This window comes from Halococcus sediminicola (assembly GCF_000755245.1).
GTDB lineage: Archaea > Halobacteriota > Halobacteria > Halobacteriales > Halococcaceae > Halococcus > Halococcus sediminicola.
This window is the reverse complement of sequence record NZ_BBMP01000022.1, coordinates 535,958-555,002: the sequence shown is the minus strand read 5'-3', so window position 1 is coordinate 555,002 and position 19,045 is coordinate 535,958. Positions and strand designations below refer to the sequence as shown.

Genomic DNA, 19,045 nt, shown 5'->3' with positions numbered 1-19,045 from the left:
TTCGGAGGGACATGTCTAGTCGTTTCGACGGTGTAGTGCCGTTCGCCCGCGCGGTCGTCGACGAGTTCAAAGCCGAGAACGTGACGTTCATGGCCGGCAGCATCGCCTATCAGGCGTTCGCCTCACTGATTCCGCTTCTGATCCTCCTCTTTTTCGCCATCTCGCTGGTCGGCGACCAGGCGCTCGCTGAGCGCGTCACCGCACTCACTCGGTCCTTTCTCCCGCAGAACGCCAGCGAACTCCTCGGCAACGCCGTTGGTGGCTCGGCGGGCAGCGCCGGCGCGTCGATAATCGGTCTCGTCACGCTGCTGTGGGCCACCCTGAAGATATTTCGTGGACTGGACACGGCCTTCTCGGAGATCTACGATTCTGAAGCCGAGAACTCCTTTCTCGACCAGCTCACCGACGGCCTCGTGGTCTTCCTCGCGCTCGGGGTCGCCATCGTCGCTGCCGGGGCTGCCGGCACGGCCTTCGCCGCCTTCGGGGAAGTGCCCTTCATCGGTCTGCTGAGTCCCCTTCTCCTCGTTGTCGGTCTCACGATAGCCTTCTTCCCGATGTACTACCTCTTTCCCGATATCGAGGTCTCGTTGTGGGAGGTGTTGCCGGGCGTGGTCGTGGCCGCGGTCGGCTGGACGGCACTCGAAGCGCTTTTCAGGTGTACGTCTCCGTTGCCGACAAGACCGACGCCTACGGCGTCATCGGCGCGATACTCATCCTGCTCACGTGGCTCTACTTCTCGGGGCTGGTGCTCCTATTAGGAGCGGTCGTCAACGCCGTCATCGCCGGTCGAGCCGGCGATGCCGCCGGGAACGTCGATGCCGCCGTCGAAACGGATACTGATGCTCCCGATGACGGCCGTCGCGTCCACGCCCACGAGCAACTGAGCCGCGCCGAACTCGCCCTCTTCTTCGACGAGTTGCGGACGGCCTTCGACGGCGACGGGGATGCAACGGTCAGAGCGGGCAGCGACGCCGTAACGGTCCACCCGACCGAGCCGCTCGACTGCGAAATCGAGGTGCGCGAGACGGCCGACGGCGAGCGCGTCGTCGTCCGCACGCAGTGGGACGCGCCGGGCGGCTGAAACGACTCACCGGCCGCCTCAGAGGTAACCGAGACCGTCCAACTGTTCTTCGACGTCTGCAGCCGTGCGAACGCGCGGCTGCTCGGCGGTTCGATACTGCTCCTTGAGGTCGGGATCGTCGGTCTCGCCGCTCGACGGCGTGACCCGTTCGATGGCCGCACGGACGTCGAGTACGGAGTCGGTGGTTGCGGGAATCCCCTCGATGGTCGAACCGATGAAGGCGTCGGGCGTGTGGTGACCCTCACGGATGCCGTGGTCGGAGACACAGATCAGTCGATCCCCCTCGTCGAGCGCTGTCCGAAGTTCGCGCGTCCAGTCGGCAGCCATCCGATACGTGCGCTCCTGCCAACCCGGGTCCACCTCGGCCGCGATGGGCGCGAGATGGCCCACGGTGTCGACGAAGCCGAGCCAGACGAAAAGTAAGTCATATTCGCGCTGGAGCGCCGCCCGAACGATACCCAGTTTGCGGGCGGCCTCGCCGGCCAGCCGCTCTTCGAGCCGCGGGACCGACGCCGCGAGAGTAGTACTCTCCGTCCCGCGCTCGCCCGCTTCGAGAAAGCGCCCGAACTGCTCGCCCCGGTCGAAGACGACGTCGAGGGCGTAATCGCGCGGCACGCGGTAGTTCGGGATCGCTATCGGCCGGGCCGTGCGTCCGTCGAAGATCGTCGAAACGCCTCGTTTTCGGTAGTGCTCGGCCGAGAGCAGGCCGAGTGCCGCGCCGCGACTGCCGAACCGTCTGTCGAACGCCGCACCGAGCCGTCGTGGCGCGAGGTCGCGCGCCCGCTCGCGGGCCGTTTCGAGTGCCGGGTGGGAGTCGCTCCCTTCGGTGACAGCGTGGACGCCGTGTTCGGCCGGCGGCCGGCCGGTGATGATCGAAGGCCACAGTTCGTAGGTGTGTGGCTTGCCGAGCACCGGATTCTCGAACGTTTTGAGCGCGGAGTAGTGAGGTCCGAACGCCTCGGCGAGGTCGTAGGTCTCGGCCAGCGTCCGGTCGAGACCGTCCCAGCCCACCACGACAGTCGTGCCATTCATGCACATGGTTCCGCGCGTCGGAGTATCACTATTGTGCCTGCGGGGCGACCCGAAGCTGCTGACAGAGTCCGAGACACTACCGCTGCCGCACTCGTCCGATTGCAGCGCGTGGCGCTTGCGGCGTTTTTCCCGCCATACGAGAGTAAAAACAACGTGTTAGCCAGATTGCAATCGGAGACGTGTTCCGCGTAACCAAGGTTTTTTCTACCACGGGTCATCCACGAGATGGGATGGAACACCACAGCCGCAGACGGTTCCTGAAACTGACGGGCATCGCCGGTGCCGGACTCACGTTCGGTACCCTCCCGGTCGCCGCCGAAGGCCAATCCGAGCGGTTCCTCATCGATCTCCGCGAGGTGTCGCGCTCGGCGGTTTCGAGCGACGTCGAGGTCATCCACGACCTCGGGGAGATCGACGTCCTCGTCGCGGCCGGCGACCCCGAGTCGGTCGGCGGTCCGGCCGCGACCGCGCCGGACGTGGCACTCGACATGCACGATGACGACGAGGACGATGATGGCGAGAGCGGCCCGGTCAAGGAGCGCGACGATGACGACGAGGACGACGATGGCGAAGAGAGTGAACTCCCCGAGCGACGGGCGCTCCAGTGGGACAAACACGTCCAAGAACTCGAAGAGGAGGTCCACGAGACGACCCGCGGCGCGGGGAGTCGCGTCGCGGTCGTCGACGCCGGCGTCTACGACGCCCACCCCGATCTCGACGGCGTCGTCAACGACGACCTCTCGAAGAACTTCACGACCGACGAGTACGACTTCCGGCCGAACGGCGCGGGCGACCACGGTACCCACGTCTCGGGCATCGTCGCGGCGACGAACGACTACGAGGGCGAGCGCGGCGGCGTCCTCGGCACCGCTCCCGAGACGGAACTGCTCGGCCTGCGGGTGTTCTCAGGACGGGAGGCCGCCAGCGGCGACGTCATGGCCGCGCTCGTCTACGCCGCCAATCAAAACTGTGACGCGGCGAACCTGAGCCTCGGCTTTCCCGCCTACGTCGACGGAGAACTACAGGTCGACCCCGAGGAGTATCCGTTCTTGCTGACGTACAAACGCCTGTACGAGCGCGCCGTCGCCTACGCCAACGAGCGGGGAACGGTCGTCGTCAACTCCGCCGGCAACGACGCCATCGATCTCGACCCCGAGGACGTCCTCGGGATTCCGACCGAGGCCGAGGGGATCTTCGCCGTCTCCGCGACGGGACCCATCGGCTACGTCTGGGACGACGAGCGCGAGGACGACGAAGTCGACGTCGAGGAGGCGCTCGACGACCTCCGCGAGCCGACGACCCAGCCCGCGAAGTACACGACCTACGGCGAGAGCGTGCTCGACGTGAGCGCGGCGGGCGGGAACTACGACCCCGAGGCGCTCGCCGAGGCCGACGACGGCGACGCGGACAATCCGAAGTGGTTCTACGATCTCGTCGTCTCGACGACCGTCACGACGACCTACGAGGACGGGCCGGACGAGGACGACACGGGCTCGAAACCGAGCGAGATCGTCGACACGGAGCCGAGCTACGGGTTCAAGGCCGGCACCTCGATGGCCGCCCCGCAGGTCACCGGCGCGGTCGCGCTCGTGCGCTCGCTGCGTCCCGAGATGGGCGTCCGCGAGGTCGAGTCGCTGATCCGCTCGACCGCACGCGACGTCGGCGACCCCGACTATCACGGCGACGGCCATCTCGACCTGACCGCGCTCGTCAGAGCAATCGCCGGCGATGACGACGAGGACGACGATGATGAGGACGAAAACGAAGAAGAGGAAGAGGAGGACGAAAACGAAGAAGAGGAAGAGGAGGAAGACGAAGACGACGACTGAGCAACGGTCGTCTTGGCGATCGCGAACGGCCATGTATAGACGCGATTTGGCCCGCTGTCGCGGTGACGACTGGCTATGGGATACTCTGTTCGACGCGAATTTCGATGGGGTGAACGAAATCGAGGTGAGACCGTCCGACGACAGCGATTACGGCGAGGAGGACGTGTCAATCGACGAGATTGATTCAGAGAAGTGCGCTGGCCGAGATTTGAACTCGGGTTGTGACCATGGCAAGGTCACGTGATACCACTACACTACCAGCGCCCTGCACTCCATCCTCGGACAGTCGAGGGTAAAAACGTTCCGGAGCGGTCGTCACTCCGTGCACCGCCTGTGAACTGCCGACACGGCCGAAAGGAAGCGCTATCCTTTTATAATCGAGTCCGATAGGAGCGCCACAGTCTAGTGGCACGGCGCGAAAGCGTCGGCATGACACGTAGCGTACTCGTGCCGTCATCGCTCTGCCGGGAGGCCGCCGACAAACGCGAGGCGACCCACAAGGTCGGTCTCGTTGCTCGTGCGGCCGTCGTCTTCGGGATCGACCGCGTCGTGGTCTTTCCCGACACGGACGGCGACCGGCGCTGGGGTGGCGGGTTCGTCTCCACGGTACTGAAGTACGCCGCGACCGCCCCGTACCTCCGAAAGGAGGCGTGGGGCACGCGGGACGAACTGGAGTACGTCGGTGTTCTGCCGCCGCTTCGCGCGGCCGCTCGGACCGGCTCCGGATCGAACGGTTCGGGGTCGTCAAGACAGGGAATCGTGACCGAGGTCGGCCCTGATGGGCGCGTTCGGGTCAATTGCGGACTGCAACACCCGATCTCGCTCGTCGTGCCTCCCGAGATGGAGGTCGACGAGGGGGAGCGCGTGACCGTCAGGATATCTTCGAGAGAACCGGTCCGCGCGCGCATCACGGACGAAGCCCCACCGGGGTTCGCCGTCGAGCGCGCGGGCCTCTCGGCAGCGCTCGGCCGTGAGGACGCCGGGCTTCGGGTCGCCACGTCGCGCCACGGTGAGGCGCTCTCGACGGGGCGACTCGGGGCGCTGGCCGGTCGTGCCGACGACGGACTGACCGTCGCCTTCGGCGCGCCCGAGCGAGGGCTGCCGGCCATGCTCGGCATCGAGCACGAATCGGTGTCGAGCGCCGAATCGAACCACGCGGGGTTCGACTGCTGGCTCAACACGGTTCCGAAGCAGGGCAGCGAGGTCGTGCGCACCGAGGAAGCGGTGTTCGCGTCGCTCGCACTCCTGACGCTTCCACAGTGAGGTAGCACACACATGGTACAACCAACCAGACCACGCAAAGGCTCGCTCGGCTACGGGCCACGAACGCGCGCACACAGTGAAGTGCCGCGCTTCGGCTCGTGGCCGGACGACGACGGACAGCCCGGGCTTCAGGGATTCGCCGGCTACAAGGCCGGTATGAGCCACGTCGTGATGATCGACGACGCGGCCAACTCGCCCCGTGAAGGGATGGAACAGACCGTTCCCGTCACGGTAGTCGAGACGCCCCCGATGCGCGCGGTCGCGCTCAGAGCCTACGAACAGACACCCTACGGACTGCGCCCGCTCACCGAGACGTGGACCGACGAGTTCCACGACGATCTCGATAGAGCGCTCGACGTTCCCGACGGCGAATCGGACCCCGGAGCCTTCGAGGAGGCGGTCGAAAACCACGACGTCACCGAAGTCCGCGCGATCACCCACACCGTGCCGGGCGAGATGGTGAACGTCCCCAAAAAGCGCCCGGACGTGATGGAGACGCGCATCGGCGGTTCGGGTATCGACGAGCGCATCGAGTTCGGTCTCGACCTCGTCGCGGGCGGGGGCGAACACGAACTGACCGAAGTGTTCCGGCCCGGCGAATACATGGACGCAGCGGGCGTCACGAAGGGCAAAGGAACGCAGGGTCCCGTCAAGCGCTGGGGCGTACAGAAGCGCAAGGGTAAACACGCCCGACAGGGTTACAGGAGAAGAATCGGCAACCTCGGCCCGTGGAATCCCTCCAGAGTGCGCTCGACGGTCCCCCAGCAGGGACAGACGGGCTACCATCAGCGCACGGAACTGAACAAGCGCCTCGTGAGCGTCGGCGACGGCGACGACGCCAGCGCCGAGGGGGGCTTCGTCGGGTACGGCGAGGTCGACGGTCCCTACGCGCTCGTGAAAGGCTCGCTTCCCGGTCCGGATCAGCGACTATTGAGATTCCGGCCGGCGATCCGACCCGGAGACCAGCCGCGCCTCGATCCCGAGGTGCGCTACGTCTCGACGGCATCGAACCAAGGACAATGACAGTAGTATACGACACCGACGGCGCGGAGGCGGGCGAGGTGGACCTCCCGGACGTGTTCGCAACGCCCCATCGCCCGGATCTCATCGAGAGAGCAGTACGCACCGCACAGGCCAACCGGGCACAGCCCTACGGTTCGGACGATTACGCCGGGATGCGCACGCCCGCCGAATCGTTCGGTAGCGGTCGCGGCATGGCTCACGTCCCCCGTTCCAATGGACAGGGCCGGCGCGTCCCGCAGACCGTGGGCGGGCGACCGGCCCACCCACCCAAAGAGGAGAACGACCGCTCGCTGAAGCTCAACGACAACGAGCGAAAACTCGCCACACGGAGTGCCATCGCGGCCACGGCGGACGCCGAGCGCGTAGCCGAACGCGGGCACGCAGTCGAGGGGTTCGACGGCGACCTCCCGCTCGTAGTGAGTGACGAGTTCGAGGAGCTGGTGAAAACGCAGGACGTCGTCAGCCTGCTCGAAGCGCTCGGTCTCGACGCGGACATCGAGCGCGCGGAAGACAAGACCGTGCGCGCGGGTCGCGGGACGACGCGCGGACGGAAGTACAAGCGACCGACCTCGATCCTGTTCGTCACGAGCGGCGAACCGTCGAGAGCGGCCCGCAACCTCGCGGGTGCCGACGTCGCCACCGCGAGCGAAGTCAACGCCGAGGACCTCGCGCCGGGCACGCAGTCCGGTCGGTTGACGGTTTGGACCGAGAGCGCCATCGAGGAGGTGGCGGAGAGATGAGTCAAGTGAAATATCCCTACGTGACCGAGAAGGCGATGAACGACATGGATTACCGCAACACGCTCCAGTTCATCGTGGCCAGCGACGCGACGAAGCCGGCCATCCGCGACGAGATCGCCGAGCGCTTCGACGTCTCGATCACGAACGTGCGCACGCAGGTCACGCCACAGGGCGAGAAGAAAGCCACAGTAACACTCGGCGAGGACGACGACGCACAGGACGTCGCCTCGCGGATCGGGGTGTTCTGAGATGGGGCGACGAATCCAGGGTCAACGGCGCGGTCGCGGGACACCGACCTTCCGCGCGCCCTCCCATCGGTACAAGGCGAACCTCTCGCATCGCACCGTCGAGGAGAGCGACGTGATTTCGGGGACCGTCGTGGGAATCGAACACGACCCCGCCCGCAGTGCCCCGGTCGCGGCCGTCGAGTTCGAAGACGGCGACCAACGCCTCGTGCTCGCACCGGAGGGCATCGGCGTCGGCGAGGAGATCCAAGTGGGCGTCTCGGCCGAGATCAAGGCCGGCAACACGCTGCCGCTGGCGGAGATCCCGGAGGGCGTGCCGGTCTGCAACGTCGAGAGCCAGCCGGGCGACGGCGGGAAGTTCGCCCGGTCGTCGGGCGTGAACGCCCAGCTGATCACCCACGACCGACAGGCGGCCATCGTCGAGCTGCCGAGCGGCGAGACCAAGCGGCTCAGTCCGCAGTGTCGCGCCACGATCGGTGTGGTCGCCGGTGGCGGTCGCACCGAGAAGCCGTTCGTGAAGGCGGGCAACAAGTACCACAAGATGCGCGCACGGGGCTCGAAGTACCCGCGCGTGCGCGGTGTGGCGATGAACGCCATCGATCACCCGTTCGGTGGCGGCGGTCGTCAGCATCCCGGCCAGCCGAAAAGTGTCTCGCGGGACGCCCCGCCGGGACGGAAGGTCGGCGACATCGCCTCCAAACGAACGGGGAGGAAATGAGATGAGTTCGGACTACAGAACCGGTCGCGAGGGCGAGTTCACCTACCGCGGCCACACGATGGAGGAGCTACAGGAGATGGACATCGATGAGGTCGCCGAGCTGCTACCGGCGCGCAAGCGCCGCAGCATCGAGCGCGGCCTCTCGGTCGAAAAGGAGAAACTCATCGCCAAAGCGCGGGAAAAAGACGACGAGGAGACGGCGAACGACCCGATCCGGACGCACCTGCGCGACATGCCGGTGTTGCCCGAGTTCGTCGGGAAGACGTTCGCCGTCCACAACGGGCAGGACTTCGAGCGCGTCCGCGTCGAGCCGGAGATGCTCGGCCACTACCTGGGCGAGTTCCAGCTCACCCGAACCTCGGTCGAGCACGGACAGGCGGGCATCGGTGCGACGCGCTCGTCGAAGTTCGTGCCGCTCAAATAGATCACACTATGGGAATCAGTTACAGCGTGGACGCGGACCCGGAGAAAACGGCGAAAGCCATGCTCCGCGAGCGCCACATGAGCCACAAGCACAGCAAGGAAATCGCCCGAGAGATCAAGGGAAAGACCGTCGAGGACGCGCGTGCGTATCTCGAAGCGGTCATCGCGGGCGACCAGTCGGTACCGTTCCGGTCGCACAACACCGGCGTGGGCCACCGCAACGACATCGACGGCTGGGACGCCGGCCGCTACCCCGAGAAGGCCTCGGGAGCCTTTCTCGACCTGCTCGAAAACGTCGGCGCGAACGCCGACCACGCGGGTTTCGAACCCGACGAGATGACGATCGCCCACGTCGCCGCCCACAAGGTCGGCGAGGTGCAGGGTCGCAAGCCCCGCGCGATGGGGCGGGCGACGGCGTGGAACACGCCCGAGGTCGACGTCGAGATGATCGTCGAAGAGGCCGAGGAGGACGAGAACTGATGGCGACCGAACAGCAGTTCATCGAGGACGGGATGCAACGCACCCAGATCGACGAGTTCTTCGCCGACGAGCTGGCCCGCGCGGGCTACGGCGGGATGGACCTCGCAAAAACCCCGATGGGCACACAGATCGTGCTCCGAGCGGAGAAACCGGGGATGGTCATCGGCAAGGGTGGCAAGAATATCCGGAAGATCACGAGCGAGCTCGAATCGCGTTTCGACCTCGACGACCCACAGATCGACGTCCAAGAAGTGGACGAACCCGACCTGAACGCCCAGATCGTCGCCGACCGACTCGGCAACGCTCTCGAACGTGGGTGGTACTTCCGGAAGGCCGGCCACACGACCATCGACCGCATCATGGACGCGGGCGCGCGCGGTGCCGAGATCACGCTGAACGGCAAAGTGACGGGCGCACGCTCGCGCAACGAGAAGTTCAACCGCGGCTACATCAAGCACAACGGCGAACCCTCACAGGAGATCGTCGACCGCGGCGACGGCGTCGCGGTGATGAAACTCGGGACCATCGGCGTCACGGTGAAGATCATTCCGCCGAACGCCGACCTGCCGGACGACTTCCGCATCCACGAGGATGTCGACACCGAGTCGCTCGTCCCCGAGGACATCGACGAAGACGAGGTCGAGGCGTTGCTCGGCGAGGCCGAGGAACCGGCCGCCGGCCCCGAGGAGTCGGACTCCGACGAGGAGTTCGAACTCACCGAAGAAGAAGGCGAAGCGACCGAGGTCGAAGAGGAAGAAATCGTCGAAGAGGGTGTCGAGGCCGAGGAAGGAGCGGCCGAAACGTCGCCGCCGGAGTCGGCCGAGACCGACATCGACGAGGACCTCTCGGAGGAGACCGAGGCCGACGCCGAGGCGATCCTCGACGAGATGGAGTCCGCAGACGAGGATGCGGGGCTGACAGCCATCGACGGCGTCGGCGACGCCAAAGCCGAGGCGCTGCGCGAGGCCGGGTTCGAGAGCGTCGCCGACATCGAGGAGGCCAGTGAGGACGACCTCGCCGAAGCCGAGGGCGTCGGCGACGCCTTCGCCGAGCGCATCAAAGAGGGTGCGAGCGAGATCGAGGAGGGCGAGAACTGATGGCCATCCTCCACAGCGCCGAGATCCGCGACATGACGCCCGCAGAGCGCGAGGTCGAACAGGAGGAGTTGGAGACCGAGCTGCTCAACTCGCGGGCCGTGCAGGCCGCCGGTGGCGCGCCCGAGAATCCCGGTCGCATCAAGGAGCTACGGCGCACCATCGCCCGGCTGAAGACGATTCGCCGGGAAGAGGGCGACCTCGACGAGAGCGAGGAGGCGTCGTGATGGCGCTGACACCCGCGACGGTCGCACGACACGAGCTTCGCGGTCTCCACACGAGAGTCGCCGCGGCGAGCAACGGCTCGCTGACCGGCATCGAGGGACCGGTCGTCTCCGAGAGCGAGAAGACGCTCGTGGTCGAACAGGGCGGACGAACGAAACGAGTACCGAAAGCCGGGGCGACCTTCGAGTTCGCGCTCGAAGGGGCTGAGAAGACGGAGTACGCGACGGTCGCGGGCGAGCGACTCGTCGCGAATCCGGCCCGGCGGACGGAAACGACAGGTGATTCGAAATGGCGTTAGGACTCAACGTAACGGAACCCGAGACGACCTGCGACGACCCGAACTGTCCGTTCCACGGGACGCTGTCCGTGCGCGGCGGGACGGTCGACGGCATGGTCGCCTCCACGGACATGGACAGATCGGTCGTCGTCGAACGCGAGTACGACGTCACCGTACCGAAATACGACCGACAGATGAAGCGACGGTCGCGCACGCCGGCCCACGCGCCGGACTGTCTCGACCTCACAGTGGGCGACGCGGTGCGCATCGCCGAGACGCGCCCGCTGTCGAAGACGAAGGCCCACGTCGTCGTCGGGAAACTCGATACGACGCGCGATCTGGGCGCGAGTAGTCTCTCTGGTCCATCCGACCCCGACAGCGAAGTCGACTTGAGCGACATCGGTTCGTCCGACGGGTCCGACGAAGCGGAGGGTGAGAGCTGATGGAAGCGCTCTCGGCGGACGTCACGCAGGGGCTCGAAAAGGGCTCGCTCGTGACGTGTGCGGACAACACGGGCGCACGCGAGCTGAAGGTCATCAGCGTCGCGGGCTACTCGGGCGTGAAAAATCGCCATCCGAAGGCGGGACTCGGCGACAAGATCACCGTCTCGGTGACGAAGGGCACCCCCGAGATGCGCCGCCAGGTTCTGGAAGCGGTCGTCATCCGCCAGCGCAAGCCGATCCGGCGGCCCGACGGCACCAGAGTCAAATTCGAAGACAACGCGGCCGTCGTGGTCGACGACAACGAGGATCCCCGTGGGACCGAACTCCGGGGTCCGGTCGCGCGCGAAGTCGCCGAGCGCTTTGGCTCGATCGCCAGCGCGGCAACGATGATCGTATGACTACTACCGCACAACAATGAGTAAACAACCACACAAACAACGGACACGCGAGGAGCGCGCGCCGCTCCACGAGAAGCACAGACAGGTCCGTGCGACGCTCGCGGGCGACCTCCGCGAGGAGTACGGCAAGCGCAGCGCGCGAGTGAACGCGGGCGACACCGTCGAGGTTCTCAGAGGGGACTTCGCCGGCGAGGCGGGCGAAGTGCTGACCGTCGACCTCCGCGATGCGGTCGTCCACGTCGAGGACGTCACCCTCGAAACCGCCGACGGCGAGGACGTCCCGCGGGCGCTCGACGCGAGCAACCTCCGTATCACGGGTCTCGATCTGGACGACGACCGCCGCGAGAGCCGGCTGGAGGACGACGATGAGTAAGCATCAAAAGCGGCTCTCGGTGCCCGATTCGTGGCCCGTCGAGCGTAAGACGGCGACGTTCACGGTGAAGGCGGGAGCCGGCCCCCACGGTGAGCAGGGCGTGCCGCTGCTCATCGTGCTCCGGGACGTGCTCGGCTACGTCGACAACAGGAAGGAAGCGCGCTACGCGCTGAATCAAGGCACGGTCCTTGTCAACGGCGAATCGCTCGACGACGAGGAGCGGCCCATCGGCATGTTCGACATCATCGATTTCGAACAGCGCGACGAACACTACCGAGTGTTTCCCGACGAGGGCGGTCGGCTCGCGCTCGCACCCATCGACGCCGCCGACGCGGACTCGAAACTCGGCAAGATCGTCGGCAAGGGGCAGGTTCCCGGCGGGAACACCCAGCTCACGCTGCACGACGGCCACACCCTCGAAGTCGAGGGTGAGGAGTACGCCGGCAGCGACTCCATCGTCATCGACCACGACGACGAGATCCTCGCACACTTTCCCTACGAGGAGGGAGCGCTCGTGACGGCCGTGCGCGGCCAGCACGCCGGCGAGATCGGCGAGATCGACGAAATCCAGGTGACACCAGGAAGTTCGCCGAACAACGTCCGTGCGTCACAGGACGACGGCGAGGGCTTCGAGACGATCGCCGAGTACGTCGTCGTCATCGACGAGAACTTCGTCGAAGACGACGAAGACACCGTCACGACCACCGGCGAGGACGCGGCCGCGGAGTCGACCGACGCCGACGGAGGTGACGACGAATGAGCGAGACCGCCGGGTTCCACACGATGCGCGAACCCGTCGTCGAGAAGGTCGTCGTCCACATGGGCGTCGGCCAGGGTGGACGCGAACTCGCCAACGCCGAGGAGATCCTCGAAGCGGTGACGGGCCAAGAGAGCGTCCGGACGCGCGCGAAGGCGACCCAGCCGGAGTTCGGCATCCGGCAGGGCGACCCGATCGGCGCGAAGGTCACGCTCCGTGGCGACGACGCCGAGGAGTTCCTCGCGACGGCGCTCGAACTCGCACCGATTTCGCGGTCGCAGTTCGACGATACCGGGAACTTCAGTTTCGGCGTCGCCGAGCACACGGAGTTCCCGAGCCAGGAGTACGACCCGAACACCGGGATCTACGGGATGGACGTGACGGTGAACCTCGTCAGACCCGGAAACCGCATCAACAAACGCACGAAGGTCACCCGGAAGATTCCGGGTCGTCACCGCCTCGACACCGAGGACGCGATTGCCTACCTCGAAGCCGAATACGACATGGAGGTACAATGAGCGAAAGCGAAACGACGGGCGAGCACGCGAGCAAACGCACGGGCCAGTTGGAGGCCTGCCAGCGCTGTGGACGCAAGCAGGGGCTGGTCGGGAAGTACGACATCTGGCTCTGCCGACAGTGCTTCCGCGAGATCGCCCGCGGCATGGGGTTCAACAAATACCAATGACCGACAACGACCCGCTCGCCGACGCACTCTCGGGGCTCGACAACGCCGAGGGCGTCGGCAAGCTCGATTTCACCGTGCAGCCCGCCTCGAACACCATCGGCTCCGTCCTGGAGGTCATCTACGACCGCGGCTACATCGACGGCTTCGAGTTCGTCGACGACGGCCGTGCCGGCACGTTCGAGGTCGAACTCAGAGGCAAGATTAACCGCTGTGGCGTCGTCAAGCCCCGGTATTCGGCCGGGGCCGACGAGTTCGAGAAGTGGGAGAAGCGGTTCCTCCCGGCCCGTGACTACGGGACGCTCATCGTCACGACGAGCCACGGCGTGATGAGCCACTACGAGGCCCGCGAACAGGGTCTCGGCGGGCAGGTGCTCGCCTACGTATACTGACAATGATAGAACAACGACTCACGATTCCGGAGGGGGCAAGCGCCGAGGGAGAGCGCTTCGACCTCACTATCTCCGGCGAGAACGGCAGCGTCACGCGACGACTCTGGTATCCGAACGTCTCCATCACGGTCGAGAACGACGAGATCGTCCTCGAAAGCGACGCCGAGGACGCGAAGACGACCGCGACGATGAACACGTTCGCCAGCCACATCGAGAACGCCTTCCACGGTGTCAGCGAGGGCTGGACCTACGAGATGGAAGTGTTCTACTCACACTTCCCGATGCAGGTCCGTGCCGAGGACGGCGACGTCGTCATCCAGAACTTCCTCGGGGAGAAGGCCCCGCGCCGGACGCCGATTCGTGGCGATACGACTGTGGAAGTCGACGACGAGCGCGTCACGCTCTCGGGACCGAACAAGGAGGACGTCGGCCAGACCGCCGCGGACATCGAACAGCTTACTCGTGTGAGCGGGAAGGACGCCCGGGTGTTCCAGGACGGCGTCTACATCAGCGAGAAACCGAAGCGGGAGGTGAGCGCCGGTGGCCAGTAGCGAACGCGACCTGACGGCCATCGACGGCGTCGGCGAGGAGACCGCCGAGGAGCTTCGAGACGCGGGCTTCGAGACGGTCGACGACCTGCGCGAAGCCGACCAGGACGAATTGAGCGAGGTCGAGGGTATCGGTACTGCCCTCGCCGCGCGCATCAAAGCCGACGTCGAGGAAATCGACGTCGAAGAGTCGGACGAAGAGACGCCCGAGGAACTCGAAGACGTCAGTGGCGTCGGCGAGGGGAAGGCCGAGGCGCTGCGCGAGGCCGGCTTCGAGTCGGTCGCGGACCTCGAACGCGCCGAGCAGTCCGACCTCGCGGACGTCGAGGGCATCGGCAACGCACTCGCCGCGCGCATCAAGGCCGACGTCGGTGGTCTCGAAGTCGACGAGGAGACCGACACCGAGGTCGAAGACGAGACGCCCGAAGCAGAGGCCGAGGACGTCGAGACGGAACTCCGCCCCCGGGGACTGACCGAGAAGACGCCGGACCTCGACGACGAGGAGCGGCGGCTGCTCGGCGAGCGCCGGCGACGGTCCCAGCCGCAGTTCAACCGGCAGGACCACCACAAGAAAAAGCGGGTTTCGACCTCGTGGCGCAGACCCACGGGGACGCTCTCGAAACAGCGCCGCGGCATCAAGGGCAAGGGCGCGAAAGTCGAGGCGGGCTACCGCACCACGAAGGAAATGCGCGGCCGACATCCAAGCGGGTTCGAGGAGATCCACGTGGAGAACACCGATGACCTGGAGGGTGTCGACGGTGACACCCACGCCGTGCGGATCGGTTCGTCCGTGGGTGGCCGCAAGCGCGAACGCATCGAGGAGCAGGCCGAAGACGACGGGATTCGGGTGCTCAACCCGACCTACGTCGAAGTGGAGGTGAACGAGAATGAGTGACCTGAGCGCACAGCGACGGCTCGCGGCCGACGTCCTCGACGTCGGGAAAAATCGGGTGTGGTTCGATCCCGAGGCACAAGAGGAGATCGCCGAGGCGATCACCCGCGAGGACATCCGCGAGCTGGTCACACAGGGAACGGTCGATGCACAGGACGCGAAATCGAACTCGCGCGGTCGCGCACGCGAGCGCAATCGTCAGCGCGCCGCCGGCCACCGGAAGGGTCCGGGGACCCGGAAGGGGACCGCCGGCGCACGACAGAACAGCAAGGACGCGTGGGTGTCACGGATCCGTGCCCAGCGTCGCCGGCTGAAGGAGCTACGGGAGGACGGAACGCTGAACCGAACCCAGTACCGCACGCTGTACGACAAGGCGGGCGGCGGCGAGTTCGACAGCGTCGACAGGTTAGAGGCGTTCGCCACGAACGAATTCGGTGTCGACATCGAGGAGGACTAATCATGGCAACAGGACCACGATACAACGTACCGATGCGCCGCCGGCGCGAGGTCCGGACGGACTACCATCAGCGGTTGCGCCTGCTGAAATCAGGCAAACCCCGACTGGTTGCCCGCAAGAGCAACCGCCACGTCAGGGCGCAGCTGGTGAGCCCCAGTCCCGACGGCGACGAAACGCACGCGAGCGCGAGTTCAGGGGACCTCGCCGAGTACGGCTGGGAGGCACCGACAGGAAACCTGCCCAGCGCGTATCTGACGGGGCTACTCGCTGGACTGCGCGCGCGAGACACCAACGTGGACGAGGCCGTCCTCGACATCGGCCTCAACACCGCGACACCGGGTAGCAAGCTCTTTGCGATACAGGAGGGCGCTATCGACGCGGGGCTCGACGTGCCCCACAACGAGTCGGTGTTCGCCGACTGGGAACGTACTTCGGGAGAGCACATCGCCGAGTACGCCGACAGTCGTGACGAGCCGCTGTATTCGGGCGACTTCGACGCGAGCGACCTGCCCGACCACTTCGAGGAAGTCAGAACGACAATCATGGACGAATTCGACCACGAACTGGGAGGTAGCGATGAGTAGACGCGGCTGGGAGCCGCGCACGCGGCTCGGCAAACTGGTCGCCGAGGAGGAGATCACTTCGATGGACGAGGCACTGAACTCGGGCCTCCCGCTCAAGGAGCCGGAGATCACCGACCAGTTGCTCTCGCTCGAAGACGACGTTCTGGACATCAACATGGTCCAGCGGATGACCGACTCCGGTCGACGAGTGAAGTTCCGGTGTGTCGTCGCCATCGGCGACCGCAACGGCTACGTGGGCTACGCGGAGGGCCGCGACGACCAGGTCGGCTCGGCCATCCAGAAGGCGATCGAGATAGCCAAGCTCAACGTCGTGCGCGTCTCCCGGGGCTGTGGCTCGTGGGAGTGTGGCTGCGGCCGTCCCCACACCGTGGCACTGCGCACCGATGGAAAGGCCGGCAGCGTCGAGGTCGAACTCCGCCCCGCGCCCAGAGGGTTGGGCCTCGCAGCGGGCGCGACCGCCCGGTCGGTGCTCGAACTCGCCGGCATCGAGGACATCTGGACGCACTCGTCGGGCAAGACCCGAACCACAGTGAACTTCGCCAAGGCGACGTTCAACGCGCTCAAGGCGACCAGCGAGGCGCGGGTGCCAGAGCGCGCCGTCGAGCAGCGCGAGGTGATCGAGTGATGCAAGCACTCGTTCAACTGCGCGGCGAGGTGAACATGGAGGGCGGCGTGCGCGATACGCTCTCGATGCTCAACGTCCACAGCACGAACCACTGCGCGCTCGTTCCCGAGACCGACACCTACGAGGGGATGATAACGAAGGTCAACGACTACGTGGCCTTCGGCGAGCCGAGTCCCGGCGTGCTCGCGACGGTGCTTCGCACGCGTGGCGAACCCGCCGAGGGCGACGGCGACATCGACGACGAGTGGGTGGGCGAGAACACCGACTACGACGACGTGTCGGCGCTCGCCGACGCCCTGCTCGCCGAGGAGACGACGCTGCGCGAGGCGGGGCTGACGCCCGCGCTTCGGCTGCATCCGCCGAGAGGCGGTCACGACGGCGTGAAACATCCCGTCCCGGAGGGTGGCGAACTCGGGAGGCACAGTACGGAGGAGATCGACGCGCTGTTGACGGCGATGCGGTAATCAGGATTCCAACGATGACAAGCAAAAAACGACGCCAGCGCGGTTCGCGTACCCACAGCGGCGGCTCGCACAAGAACCGTCGCGGGGCCGGCCATCGGGGCGGGCGCGGGCGCGCGGGACGCGACAGTCACGAGTTCCACAACTACGGACCGCTCGGCAAACACGGGTTCAGCCGCCCGGAAAAGGCAAAAGAGGAAATCCTCACCATCGAGGTGCGCGAACTCGACGAGGACGCCGCCCTCTACGCGGCCGACGGGGTCGCCGAGGAGACCGACGACGGCTACCGTCTCGACGCACGCGACGTCGTCGAGGACGGCCACGCGGCCGACGCCGTGAAGGTGCTCGGTGGCGGGCAGGTTCGCCAGAGTCTCACGGTGACCGCCGACGCGTTCTCCGAGAGCGCGCGCGAGCTTATCGACGAGGCCGGCGGCGAGGTCAGCCTGAGCGAGCGCGGCGAGGAGCGACAGGCCGCACGCGAAGACGACGAGGACGAGGAAGCCGAAGAGGCTACAAACGCGGAGTCGGAATAGACCGATAATGGGCTGGAAGGAGACCGCAGAACCCGTCCTGACGCGGATGCCCTCCGTCCGACAGCCGGACGAGCACATCCCGTTCAGGCGAAAGCTCGGCTGGACGCTCGGCGTACTCGTGCTGTATTTCTTTCTGACGAACGTCAACCTCTACGGGTTGGGCGGACAGGGAAGCGACCTCTTCGGGCAGTTTCGCTCGATCCTCGCCGGCCAGTCGGGGTCGGTCCTCCAGCTCGGCATCGGTCCGATCGTCACCGCGAGCATCGTCCTGCAGTTGCTCGGTGGCGCGAACCTGTTGGGACTGGATACGAACGACCCGCGCGATCAGGTGCTCTATCAGGGGCTCCAGAAGTTCCTCGTGCTGGTGATGATCTGCATCACGGGGCTACCGATGGTCTTTGCGGGCAACTACCTGCCGGCGAGCCAGCAGGTCGCGGCGTCGCTCGGCATCGGCGTCGGCGGCGTGAAGTGGCTGCTGTTCGCCCAGATATTCATCGGGGCGATCCTCGTCCTCTTCATGGACGAGGTCATCTCGAAGTGGGGCGTCGGCTCCGGGATCGGCCTGTTCATCATCGCCGGCGTGAGCCAGCAGCTCATCGGTGGCTTCTTCGGCGGCGACCAGTTCTTCGCCAGTTGGTTCGCCATCATCACCGGGGCCATCGAGGTCTCGCCGCTCACCAGCGAGGGCATTCAGACCCTGCTGTTCGGACAGGGCCAGCTCATCGCGCTCTTTACTACCCTGCTGATATTCGTGGTCGTGGTCTACGCCGAGTCGGTGCGCGTCGAGATCCCGCTCAGCCACGCCCGGGTCAAGGGCGCACGCGGGCGCTTCCCAGTCAAACTCATCTACGCGAGCGTCCTGCCGATGATCCTCGTGCGGGCGCTCCAGGCGAACATCCAGTTCCTCGGGCAGATCCTCAACTCGCAGGTCGGGCTGCCGGCGTGGCTCGGCGTCTATGCGAACGGCCAGCCGGTCGGGGGACTGTTCTACTACCTCGCGCCCATCTACTCGCCCGAGCAGTGGCTCGGCGCGAGTCAGGCGGCGTGGCAGGTCGCGCTGCGCATCGGCGTCGACCTCACCTTCATGGTCCTCGGCGGGGCGGTCTTCGCCATCTTCTGGGTCGAAACTGCGGATATGGGTCCGGAGGCGACCGCAAAGCAGATCCAGAACTCGGGCATGCAGATCCCCGGCTTCCGGCAGAATCCGGGCGTGATTGAGAAGGTGCTCGAGCGGTACATCCCCCAGGTCACCGTCATCGGCGGGGCCTTGGTCGGCGTGCTCGCCGTCGGGGCGAACATGATGGGCACCATCGGTGCGGTTTCGGGGACTGGCTTGCTGCTCACGGTATCGATCACCTACAAGCTCTACGAGGAGATCGCCGAAGAGCAGTTGATGGAGATGCATCCGATGATGCGCCAGATGTTCGGCTGATTCGAACGACCCGTTCTTTTCGCGTCGGAAAATCACGG

Annotated in this window: 28 protein-coding genes, 1 tRNA gene and 1 pseudogene; 28 read left to right on the top strand and 2 right to left on the bottom strand. The window is 66.0% G+C overall.

Annotated elements, in window-relative coordinates:
• Positions 1 to 11: 11 nt before the first annotated feature.
• Positions 12 to 724: pseudogene (locus tag ACP97_RS20830) on the top strand (YihY/virulence factor BrkB family protein); the annotation flags it as partial.
• Between the two features lie 21 nt (positions 725 to 745).
• Positions 746 to 1,081: an amphi-Trp domain-containing protein gene (locus tag ACP97_RS20825; protein WP_049998049.1), complete on the top strand. Its 336-nt coding sequence runs from the start codon at positions 746 to 748 to the stop codon at positions 1,079 to 1,081.
• A gap of 18 nt (positions 1,082 to 1,099) precedes the next feature.
• Here ACP97_RS20825 and ACP97_RS12035 read toward each other — a convergent pair whose 3' ends face one another.
• Positions 1,100 to 2,113 (bottom strand): alkaline phosphatase family protein, encoded by a 1,014-nt coding sequence (locus ACP97_RS12035; protein WP_049998048.1) that lies wholly within the window; start codon positions 2,111 to 2,113, stop codon positions 1,100 to 1,102.
• Positions 2,114 to 2,343: 230 nt separating this feature from the next.
• Here ACP97_RS12035 and ACP97_RS12030 point away from each other — a divergent pair, with 230 nt between their 5' ends.
• Entirely contained in the window at positions 2,344 to 3,942 is a 1,599-nt protein-coding gene (locus tag ACP97_RS12030) for a S8 family peptidase (protein ID WP_079977624.1), read from the top strand.
• A 193-nt stretch (positions 3,943 to 4,135) separates the two neighbouring features.
• Here the strand turns inward: ACP97_RS12030 and ACP97_RS12025 are convergent.
• A tRNA-Gly gene (locus ACP97_RS12025) sits at positions 4,136 to 4,206 on the bottom strand.
• Positions 4,207 to 4,371: 165 nt separating this feature from the next.
• On the opposite strand from ACP97_RS12025, the gene ACP97_RS12020 reads away from it, so the two are divergent.
• Genes ACP97_RS12020 through secY form a run of 25 tightly spaced genes read left to right on the top strand, consistent with a single transcriptional unit; the run spans position 4,372 to position 19,007 of the window.
• Positions 4,372 to 5,205 carry a putative RNA uridine N3 methyltransferase gene (locus ACP97_RS12020; RefSeq protein ID WP_049998500.1) on the top strand — a complete coding sequence of 278 codons (834 nt, stop codon included), beginning with the start codon at positions 4,372 to 4,374 and terminating at the stop codon, positions 5,203 to 5,205.
• A 12-nt stretch (positions 5,206 to 5,217) separates the two neighbouring features.
• Positions 5,218 to 6,228, top strand: a complete 1,011-nt coding sequence (locus tag ACP97_RS12015) for a 50S ribosomal protein L3 (protein ID WP_049998047.1) — start codon at positions 5,218 to 5,220, stop codon at positions 6,226 to 6,228.
• A complete protein-coding gene (rpl4p, locus tag ACP97_RS12010; protein ID WP_049998046.1) occupies positions 6,225 to 6,968 on the top strand; it encodes a 50S ribosomal protein L4 in 744 nt (247 codons plus the stop codon). The genes ACP97_RS12015 and rpl4p overlap by 4 nt, the downstream gene beginning before the upstream one ends.
• A complete protein-coding gene (locus ACP97_RS12005; protein WP_049998045.1) occupies positions 6,965 to 7,216 on the top strand; it encodes a 50S ribosomal protein L23 in 252 nt (83 codons plus the stop codon). The genes rpl4p and ACP97_RS12005 overlap by 4 nt, the downstream gene beginning before the upstream one ends.
• Before the next feature lies 1 nt (position 7,217).
• Positions 7,218 to 7,931 carry a 50S ribosomal protein L2 gene (locus ACP97_RS12000; protein ID WP_049998044.1) on the top strand — a complete coding sequence of 238 codons (714 nt, stop codon included), beginning with the start codon at positions 7,218 to 7,220 and terminating at the stop codon, positions 7,929 to 7,931.
• A 1-nt stretch (position 7,932) separates the two neighbouring features.
• A complete protein-coding gene (locus tag ACP97_RS11995) occupies positions 7,933 to 8,355 on the top strand; it encodes a 30S ribosomal protein S19 (RefSeq protein WP_049998043.1) in 423 nt (140 codons plus the stop codon).
• An 8-nt stretch (positions 8,356 to 8,363) separates the two neighbouring features.
• Positions 8,364 to 8,834: a 50S ribosomal protein L22 gene (locus ACP97_RS11990; RefSeq protein WP_049998042.1), complete on the top strand. Its 471-nt coding sequence runs from the start codon at positions 8,364 to 8,366 to the stop codon at positions 8,832 to 8,834.
• Entirely contained in the window at positions 8,834 to 9,931 is a 1,098-nt protein-coding gene (locus ACP97_RS11985; RefSeq protein ID WP_049998041.1) for a 30S ribosomal protein S3, read from the top strand. The genes ACP97_RS11990 and ACP97_RS11985 overlap by 1 nt, the downstream gene beginning before the upstream one ends.
• Positions 9,931 to 10,155: a 50S ribosomal protein L29 gene (rpmC, locus tag ACP97_RS11980; RefSeq protein WP_049998040.1), complete on the top strand. Its 225-nt coding sequence runs from the start codon at positions 9,931 to 9,933 to the stop codon at positions 10,153 to 10,155. Before ACP97_RS11985 ends, rpmC begins: the two co-directional genes overlap by 1 nt.
• Positions 10,155 to 10,451 carry a ribonuclease P protein component 1 gene (locus tag ACP97_RS11975; RefSeq protein WP_049998039.1) on the top strand — a complete coding sequence of 99 codons (297 nt, stop codon included), beginning with the start codon at positions 10,155 to 10,157 and terminating at the stop codon, positions 10,449 to 10,451. The genes rpmC and ACP97_RS11975 overlap by 1 nt, the downstream gene beginning before the upstream one ends.
• On the top strand, positions 10,442 to 10,873 hold the full coding sequence (locus ACP97_RS11970; protein WP_049998038.1) for a 30S ribosomal protein S17: 432 nt from the start codon (positions 10,442 to 10,444) through the stop codon (positions 10,871 to 10,873). The genes ACP97_RS11975 and ACP97_RS11970 overlap by 10 nt, the downstream gene beginning before the upstream one ends.
• Entirely contained in the window at positions 10,873 to 11,271 is a 399-nt protein-coding gene (locus tag ACP97_RS11965; protein WP_049998037.1) for a 50S ribosomal protein L14, read from the top strand. Before ACP97_RS11970 ends, ACP97_RS11965 begins: the two co-directional genes overlap by 1 nt.
• Before the next feature lie 16 nt (positions 11,272 to 11,287).
• A complete protein-coding gene (gene rplX, locus ACP97_RS11960) occupies positions 11,288 to 11,644 on the top strand; it encodes a 50S ribosomal protein L24 (protein ID WP_049998036.1) in 357 nt (118 codons plus the stop codon).
• Positions 11,637 to 12,404: a 30S ribosomal protein S4e gene (locus ACP97_RS11955; protein WP_049998035.1), complete on the top strand. Its 768-nt coding sequence runs from the start codon at positions 11,637 to 11,639 to the stop codon at positions 12,402 to 12,404. Before rplX ends, ACP97_RS11955 begins: the two co-directional genes overlap by 8 nt.
• Positions 12,401 to 12,919, top strand: coding sequence for a 50S ribosomal protein L5 (locus tag ACP97_RS11950; protein ID WP_049998034.1), 519 nt, complete (start codon positions 12,401 to 12,403; stop codon positions 12,917 to 12,919). Before ACP97_RS11955 ends, ACP97_RS11950 begins: the two co-directional genes overlap by 4 nt.
• Positions 12,916 to 13,086, top strand: coding sequence for a 30S ribosomal protein S14 (locus ACP97_RS11945; protein WP_049998033.1), 171 nt, complete (start codon positions 12,916 to 12,918; stop codon positions 13,084 to 13,086). Before ACP97_RS11950 ends, ACP97_RS11945 begins: the two co-directional genes overlap by 4 nt.
• Entirely contained in the window at positions 13,083 to 13,475 is a 393-nt protein-coding gene (locus tag ACP97_RS11940) for a 30S ribosomal protein S8 (RefSeq protein WP_049998032.1), read from the top strand. The genes ACP97_RS11945 and ACP97_RS11940 overlap by 4 nt, the downstream gene beginning before the upstream one ends.
• Positions 13,476 to 13,477: 2 nt before the next feature.
• The gene (locus ACP97_RS11935; protein ID WP_049998031.1) at positions 13,478 to 14,026 is read left to right on the top strand and encodes a 50S ribosomal protein L6; all 549 of its coding nucleotides are present in this window, start codon (positions 13,478 to 13,480) and stop codon (positions 14,024 to 14,026) included.
• Complete coding sequence (locus ACP97_RS11930; protein WP_079977623.1) at positions 14,016 to 14,918, top strand: 50S ribosomal protein L32e; 903 nt, start codon at positions 14,016 to 14,018, stop codon at positions 14,916 to 14,918. Before ACP97_RS11935 ends, ACP97_RS11930 begins: the two co-directional genes overlap by 11 nt.
• Positions 14,911 to 15,372: a 50S ribosomal protein L19e gene (locus ACP97_RS11925; protein WP_049998030.1), complete on the top strand. Its 462-nt coding sequence runs from the start codon at positions 14,911 to 14,913 to the stop codon at positions 15,370 to 15,372. The genes ACP97_RS11930 and ACP97_RS11925 overlap by 8 nt, the downstream gene beginning before the upstream one ends.
• A 2-nt stretch (positions 15,373 to 15,374) precedes the next feature.
• Positions 15,375 to 15,956: a 50S ribosomal protein L18 gene (locus ACP97_RS11920; RefSeq protein ID WP_049998029.1), complete on the top strand. Its 582-nt coding sequence runs from the start codon at positions 15,375 to 15,377 to the stop codon at positions 15,954 to 15,956.
• Positions 15,949 to 16,581: a 30S ribosomal protein S5 gene (locus ACP97_RS11915; RefSeq protein ID WP_049998028.1), complete on the top strand. Its 633-nt coding sequence runs from the start codon at positions 15,949 to 15,951 to the stop codon at positions 16,579 to 16,581. Before ACP97_RS11920 ends, ACP97_RS11915 begins: the two co-directional genes overlap by 8 nt.
• A complete protein-coding gene (rpmD, locus tag ACP97_RS11910; protein WP_049998027.1) occupies positions 16,581 to 17,045 on the top strand; it encodes a 50S ribosomal protein L30 in 465 nt (154 codons plus the stop codon). The genes ACP97_RS11915 and rpmD overlap by 1 nt, the downstream gene beginning before the upstream one ends.
• A gap of 14 nt (positions 17,046 to 17,059) precedes the next feature.
• Positions 17,060 to 17,575, top strand: a complete 516-nt coding sequence (locus ACP97_RS11905) for an uL15m family ribosomal protein (RefSeq protein ID WP_049998026.1) — start codon at positions 17,060 to 17,062, stop codon at positions 17,573 to 17,575.
• 7 nt (positions 17,576 to 17,582) lie between these two features.
• Positions 17,583 to 19,007, top strand: coding sequence for a preprotein translocase subunit SecY (gene secY, locus ACP97_RS11900; protein WP_049998025.1), 1,425 nt, complete (start codon positions 17,583 to 17,585; stop codon positions 19,005 to 19,007).
• Positions 19,008 to 19,045: the final 38 nt, after the last annotated feature.

Excerpts from the sequence above, each read along its gene's own strand:
- ACP97_RS12035 (WP_049998048.1), bottom strand. The coding sequence starts at position 2,113 with ATGAATGGCACGACTGTCGTGGTGGGCTGGGACGGTCTCGACCGGACG.
- ACP97_RS12030 (WP_079977624.1), top strand. The coding sequence starts at position 2,344 with ATGGAACACCACAGCCGCAGACGGTTCCTGAAACTGACGGGCATCGCC.
- ACP97_RS12020 (WP_049998500.1), top strand. The coding sequence starts at position 4,372 with ATGACACGTAGCGTACTCGTGCCGTCATCGCTCTGCCGGGAGGCCGCC.
- ACP97_RS12015 (WP_049998047.1), top strand. The coding sequence starts at position 5,218 with ATGGTACAACCAACCAGACCACGCAAAGGCTCGCTCGGCTACGGGCCA.
- rpl4p (WP_049998046.1), top strand. The coding sequence starts at position 6,225 with ATGACAGTAGTATACGACACCGACGGCGCGGAGGCGGGCGAGGTGGAC.
- ACP97_RS12005 (WP_049998045.1), top strand. The coding sequence starts at position 6,965 with ATGAGTCAAGTGAAATATCCCTACGTGACCGAGAAGGCGATGAACGAC.
- ACP97_RS12000 (WP_049998044.1), top strand. The coding sequence starts at position 7,218 with ATGGGGCGACGAATCCAGGGTCAACGGCGCGGTCGCGGGACACCGACC.
- ACP97_RS11995 (WP_049998043.1), top strand. The coding sequence starts at position 7,933 with ATGAGTTCGGACTACAGAACCGGTCGCGAGGGCGAGTTCACCTACCGC.
- ACP97_RS11990 (WP_049998042.1), top strand. The coding sequence starts at position 8,364 with ATGGGAATCAGTTACAGCGTGGACGCGGACCCGGAGAAAACGGCGAAA.
- ACP97_RS11985 (WP_049998041.1), top strand. The coding sequence starts at position 8,834 with ATGGCGACCGAACAGCAGTTCATCGAGGACGGGATGCAACGCACCCAG.
- rpmC (WP_049998040.1), top strand. The coding sequence starts at position 9,931 with ATGGCCATCCTCCACAGCGCCGAGATCCGCGACATGACGCCCGCAGAG.
- ACP97_RS11975 (WP_049998039.1), top strand. The coding sequence starts at position 10,155 with ATGGCGCTGACACCCGCGACGGTCGCACGACACGAGCTTCGCGGTCTC.
- ACP97_RS11970 (WP_049998038.1), top strand. The coding sequence starts at position 10,442 with ATGGCGTTAGGACTCAACGTAACGGAACCCGAGACGACCTGCGACGAC.
- ACP97_RS11965 (WP_049998037.1), top strand. The coding sequence starts at position 10,873 with ATGGAAGCGCTCTCGGCGGACGTCACGCAGGGGCTCGAAAAGGGCTCG.
- rplX (WP_049998036.1), top strand. The coding sequence starts at position 11,288 with ATGAGTAAACAACCACACAAACAACGGACACGCGAGGAGCGCGCGCCG.
- ACP97_RS11955 (WP_049998035.1), top strand. The coding sequence starts at position 11,637 with ATGAGTAAGCATCAAAAGCGGCTCTCGGTGCCCGATTCGTGGCCCGTC.
- ACP97_RS11950 (WP_049998034.1), top strand. The coding sequence starts at position 12,401 with ATGAGCGAGACCGCCGGGTTCCACACGATGCGCGAACCCGTCGTCGAG.
- ACP97_RS11945 (WP_049998033.1), top strand. The coding sequence starts at position 12,916 with ATGAGCGAAAGCGAAACGACGGGCGAGCACGCGAGCAAACGCACGGGC.
- ACP97_RS11940 (WP_049998032.1), top strand. The coding sequence starts at position 13,083 with ATGACCGACAACGACCCGCTCGCCGACGCACTCTCGGGGCTCGACAAC.
- ACP97_RS11935 (WP_049998031.1), top strand. The coding sequence starts at position 13,478 with ATGATAGAACAACGACTCACGATTCCGGAGGGGGCAAGCGCCGAGGGA.
- ACP97_RS11925 (WP_049998030.1), top strand. The coding sequence starts at position 14,911 with ATGAGTGACCTGAGCGCACAGCGACGGCTCGCGGCCGACGTCCTCGAC.
- ACP97_RS11920 (WP_049998029.1), top strand. The coding sequence starts at position 15,375 with ATGGCAACAGGACCACGATACAACGTACCGATGCGCCGCCGGCGCGAG.
- ACP97_RS11915 (WP_049998028.1), top strand. The coding sequence starts at position 15,949 with ATGAGTAGACGCGGCTGGGAGCCGCGCACGCGGCTCGGCAAACTGGTC.
- rpmD (WP_049998027.1), top strand. The coding sequence starts at position 16,581 with ATGCAAGCACTCGTTCAACTGCGCGGCGAGGTGAACATGGAGGGCGGC.
- ACP97_RS11905 (WP_049998026.1), top strand. The coding sequence starts at position 17,060 with ATGACAAGCAAAAAACGACGCCAGCGCGGTTCGCGTACCCACAGCGGC.
- secY (WP_049998025.1), top strand. The coding sequence starts at position 17,583 with ATGGGCTGGAAGGAGACCGCAGAACCCGTCCTGACGCGGATGCCCTCC.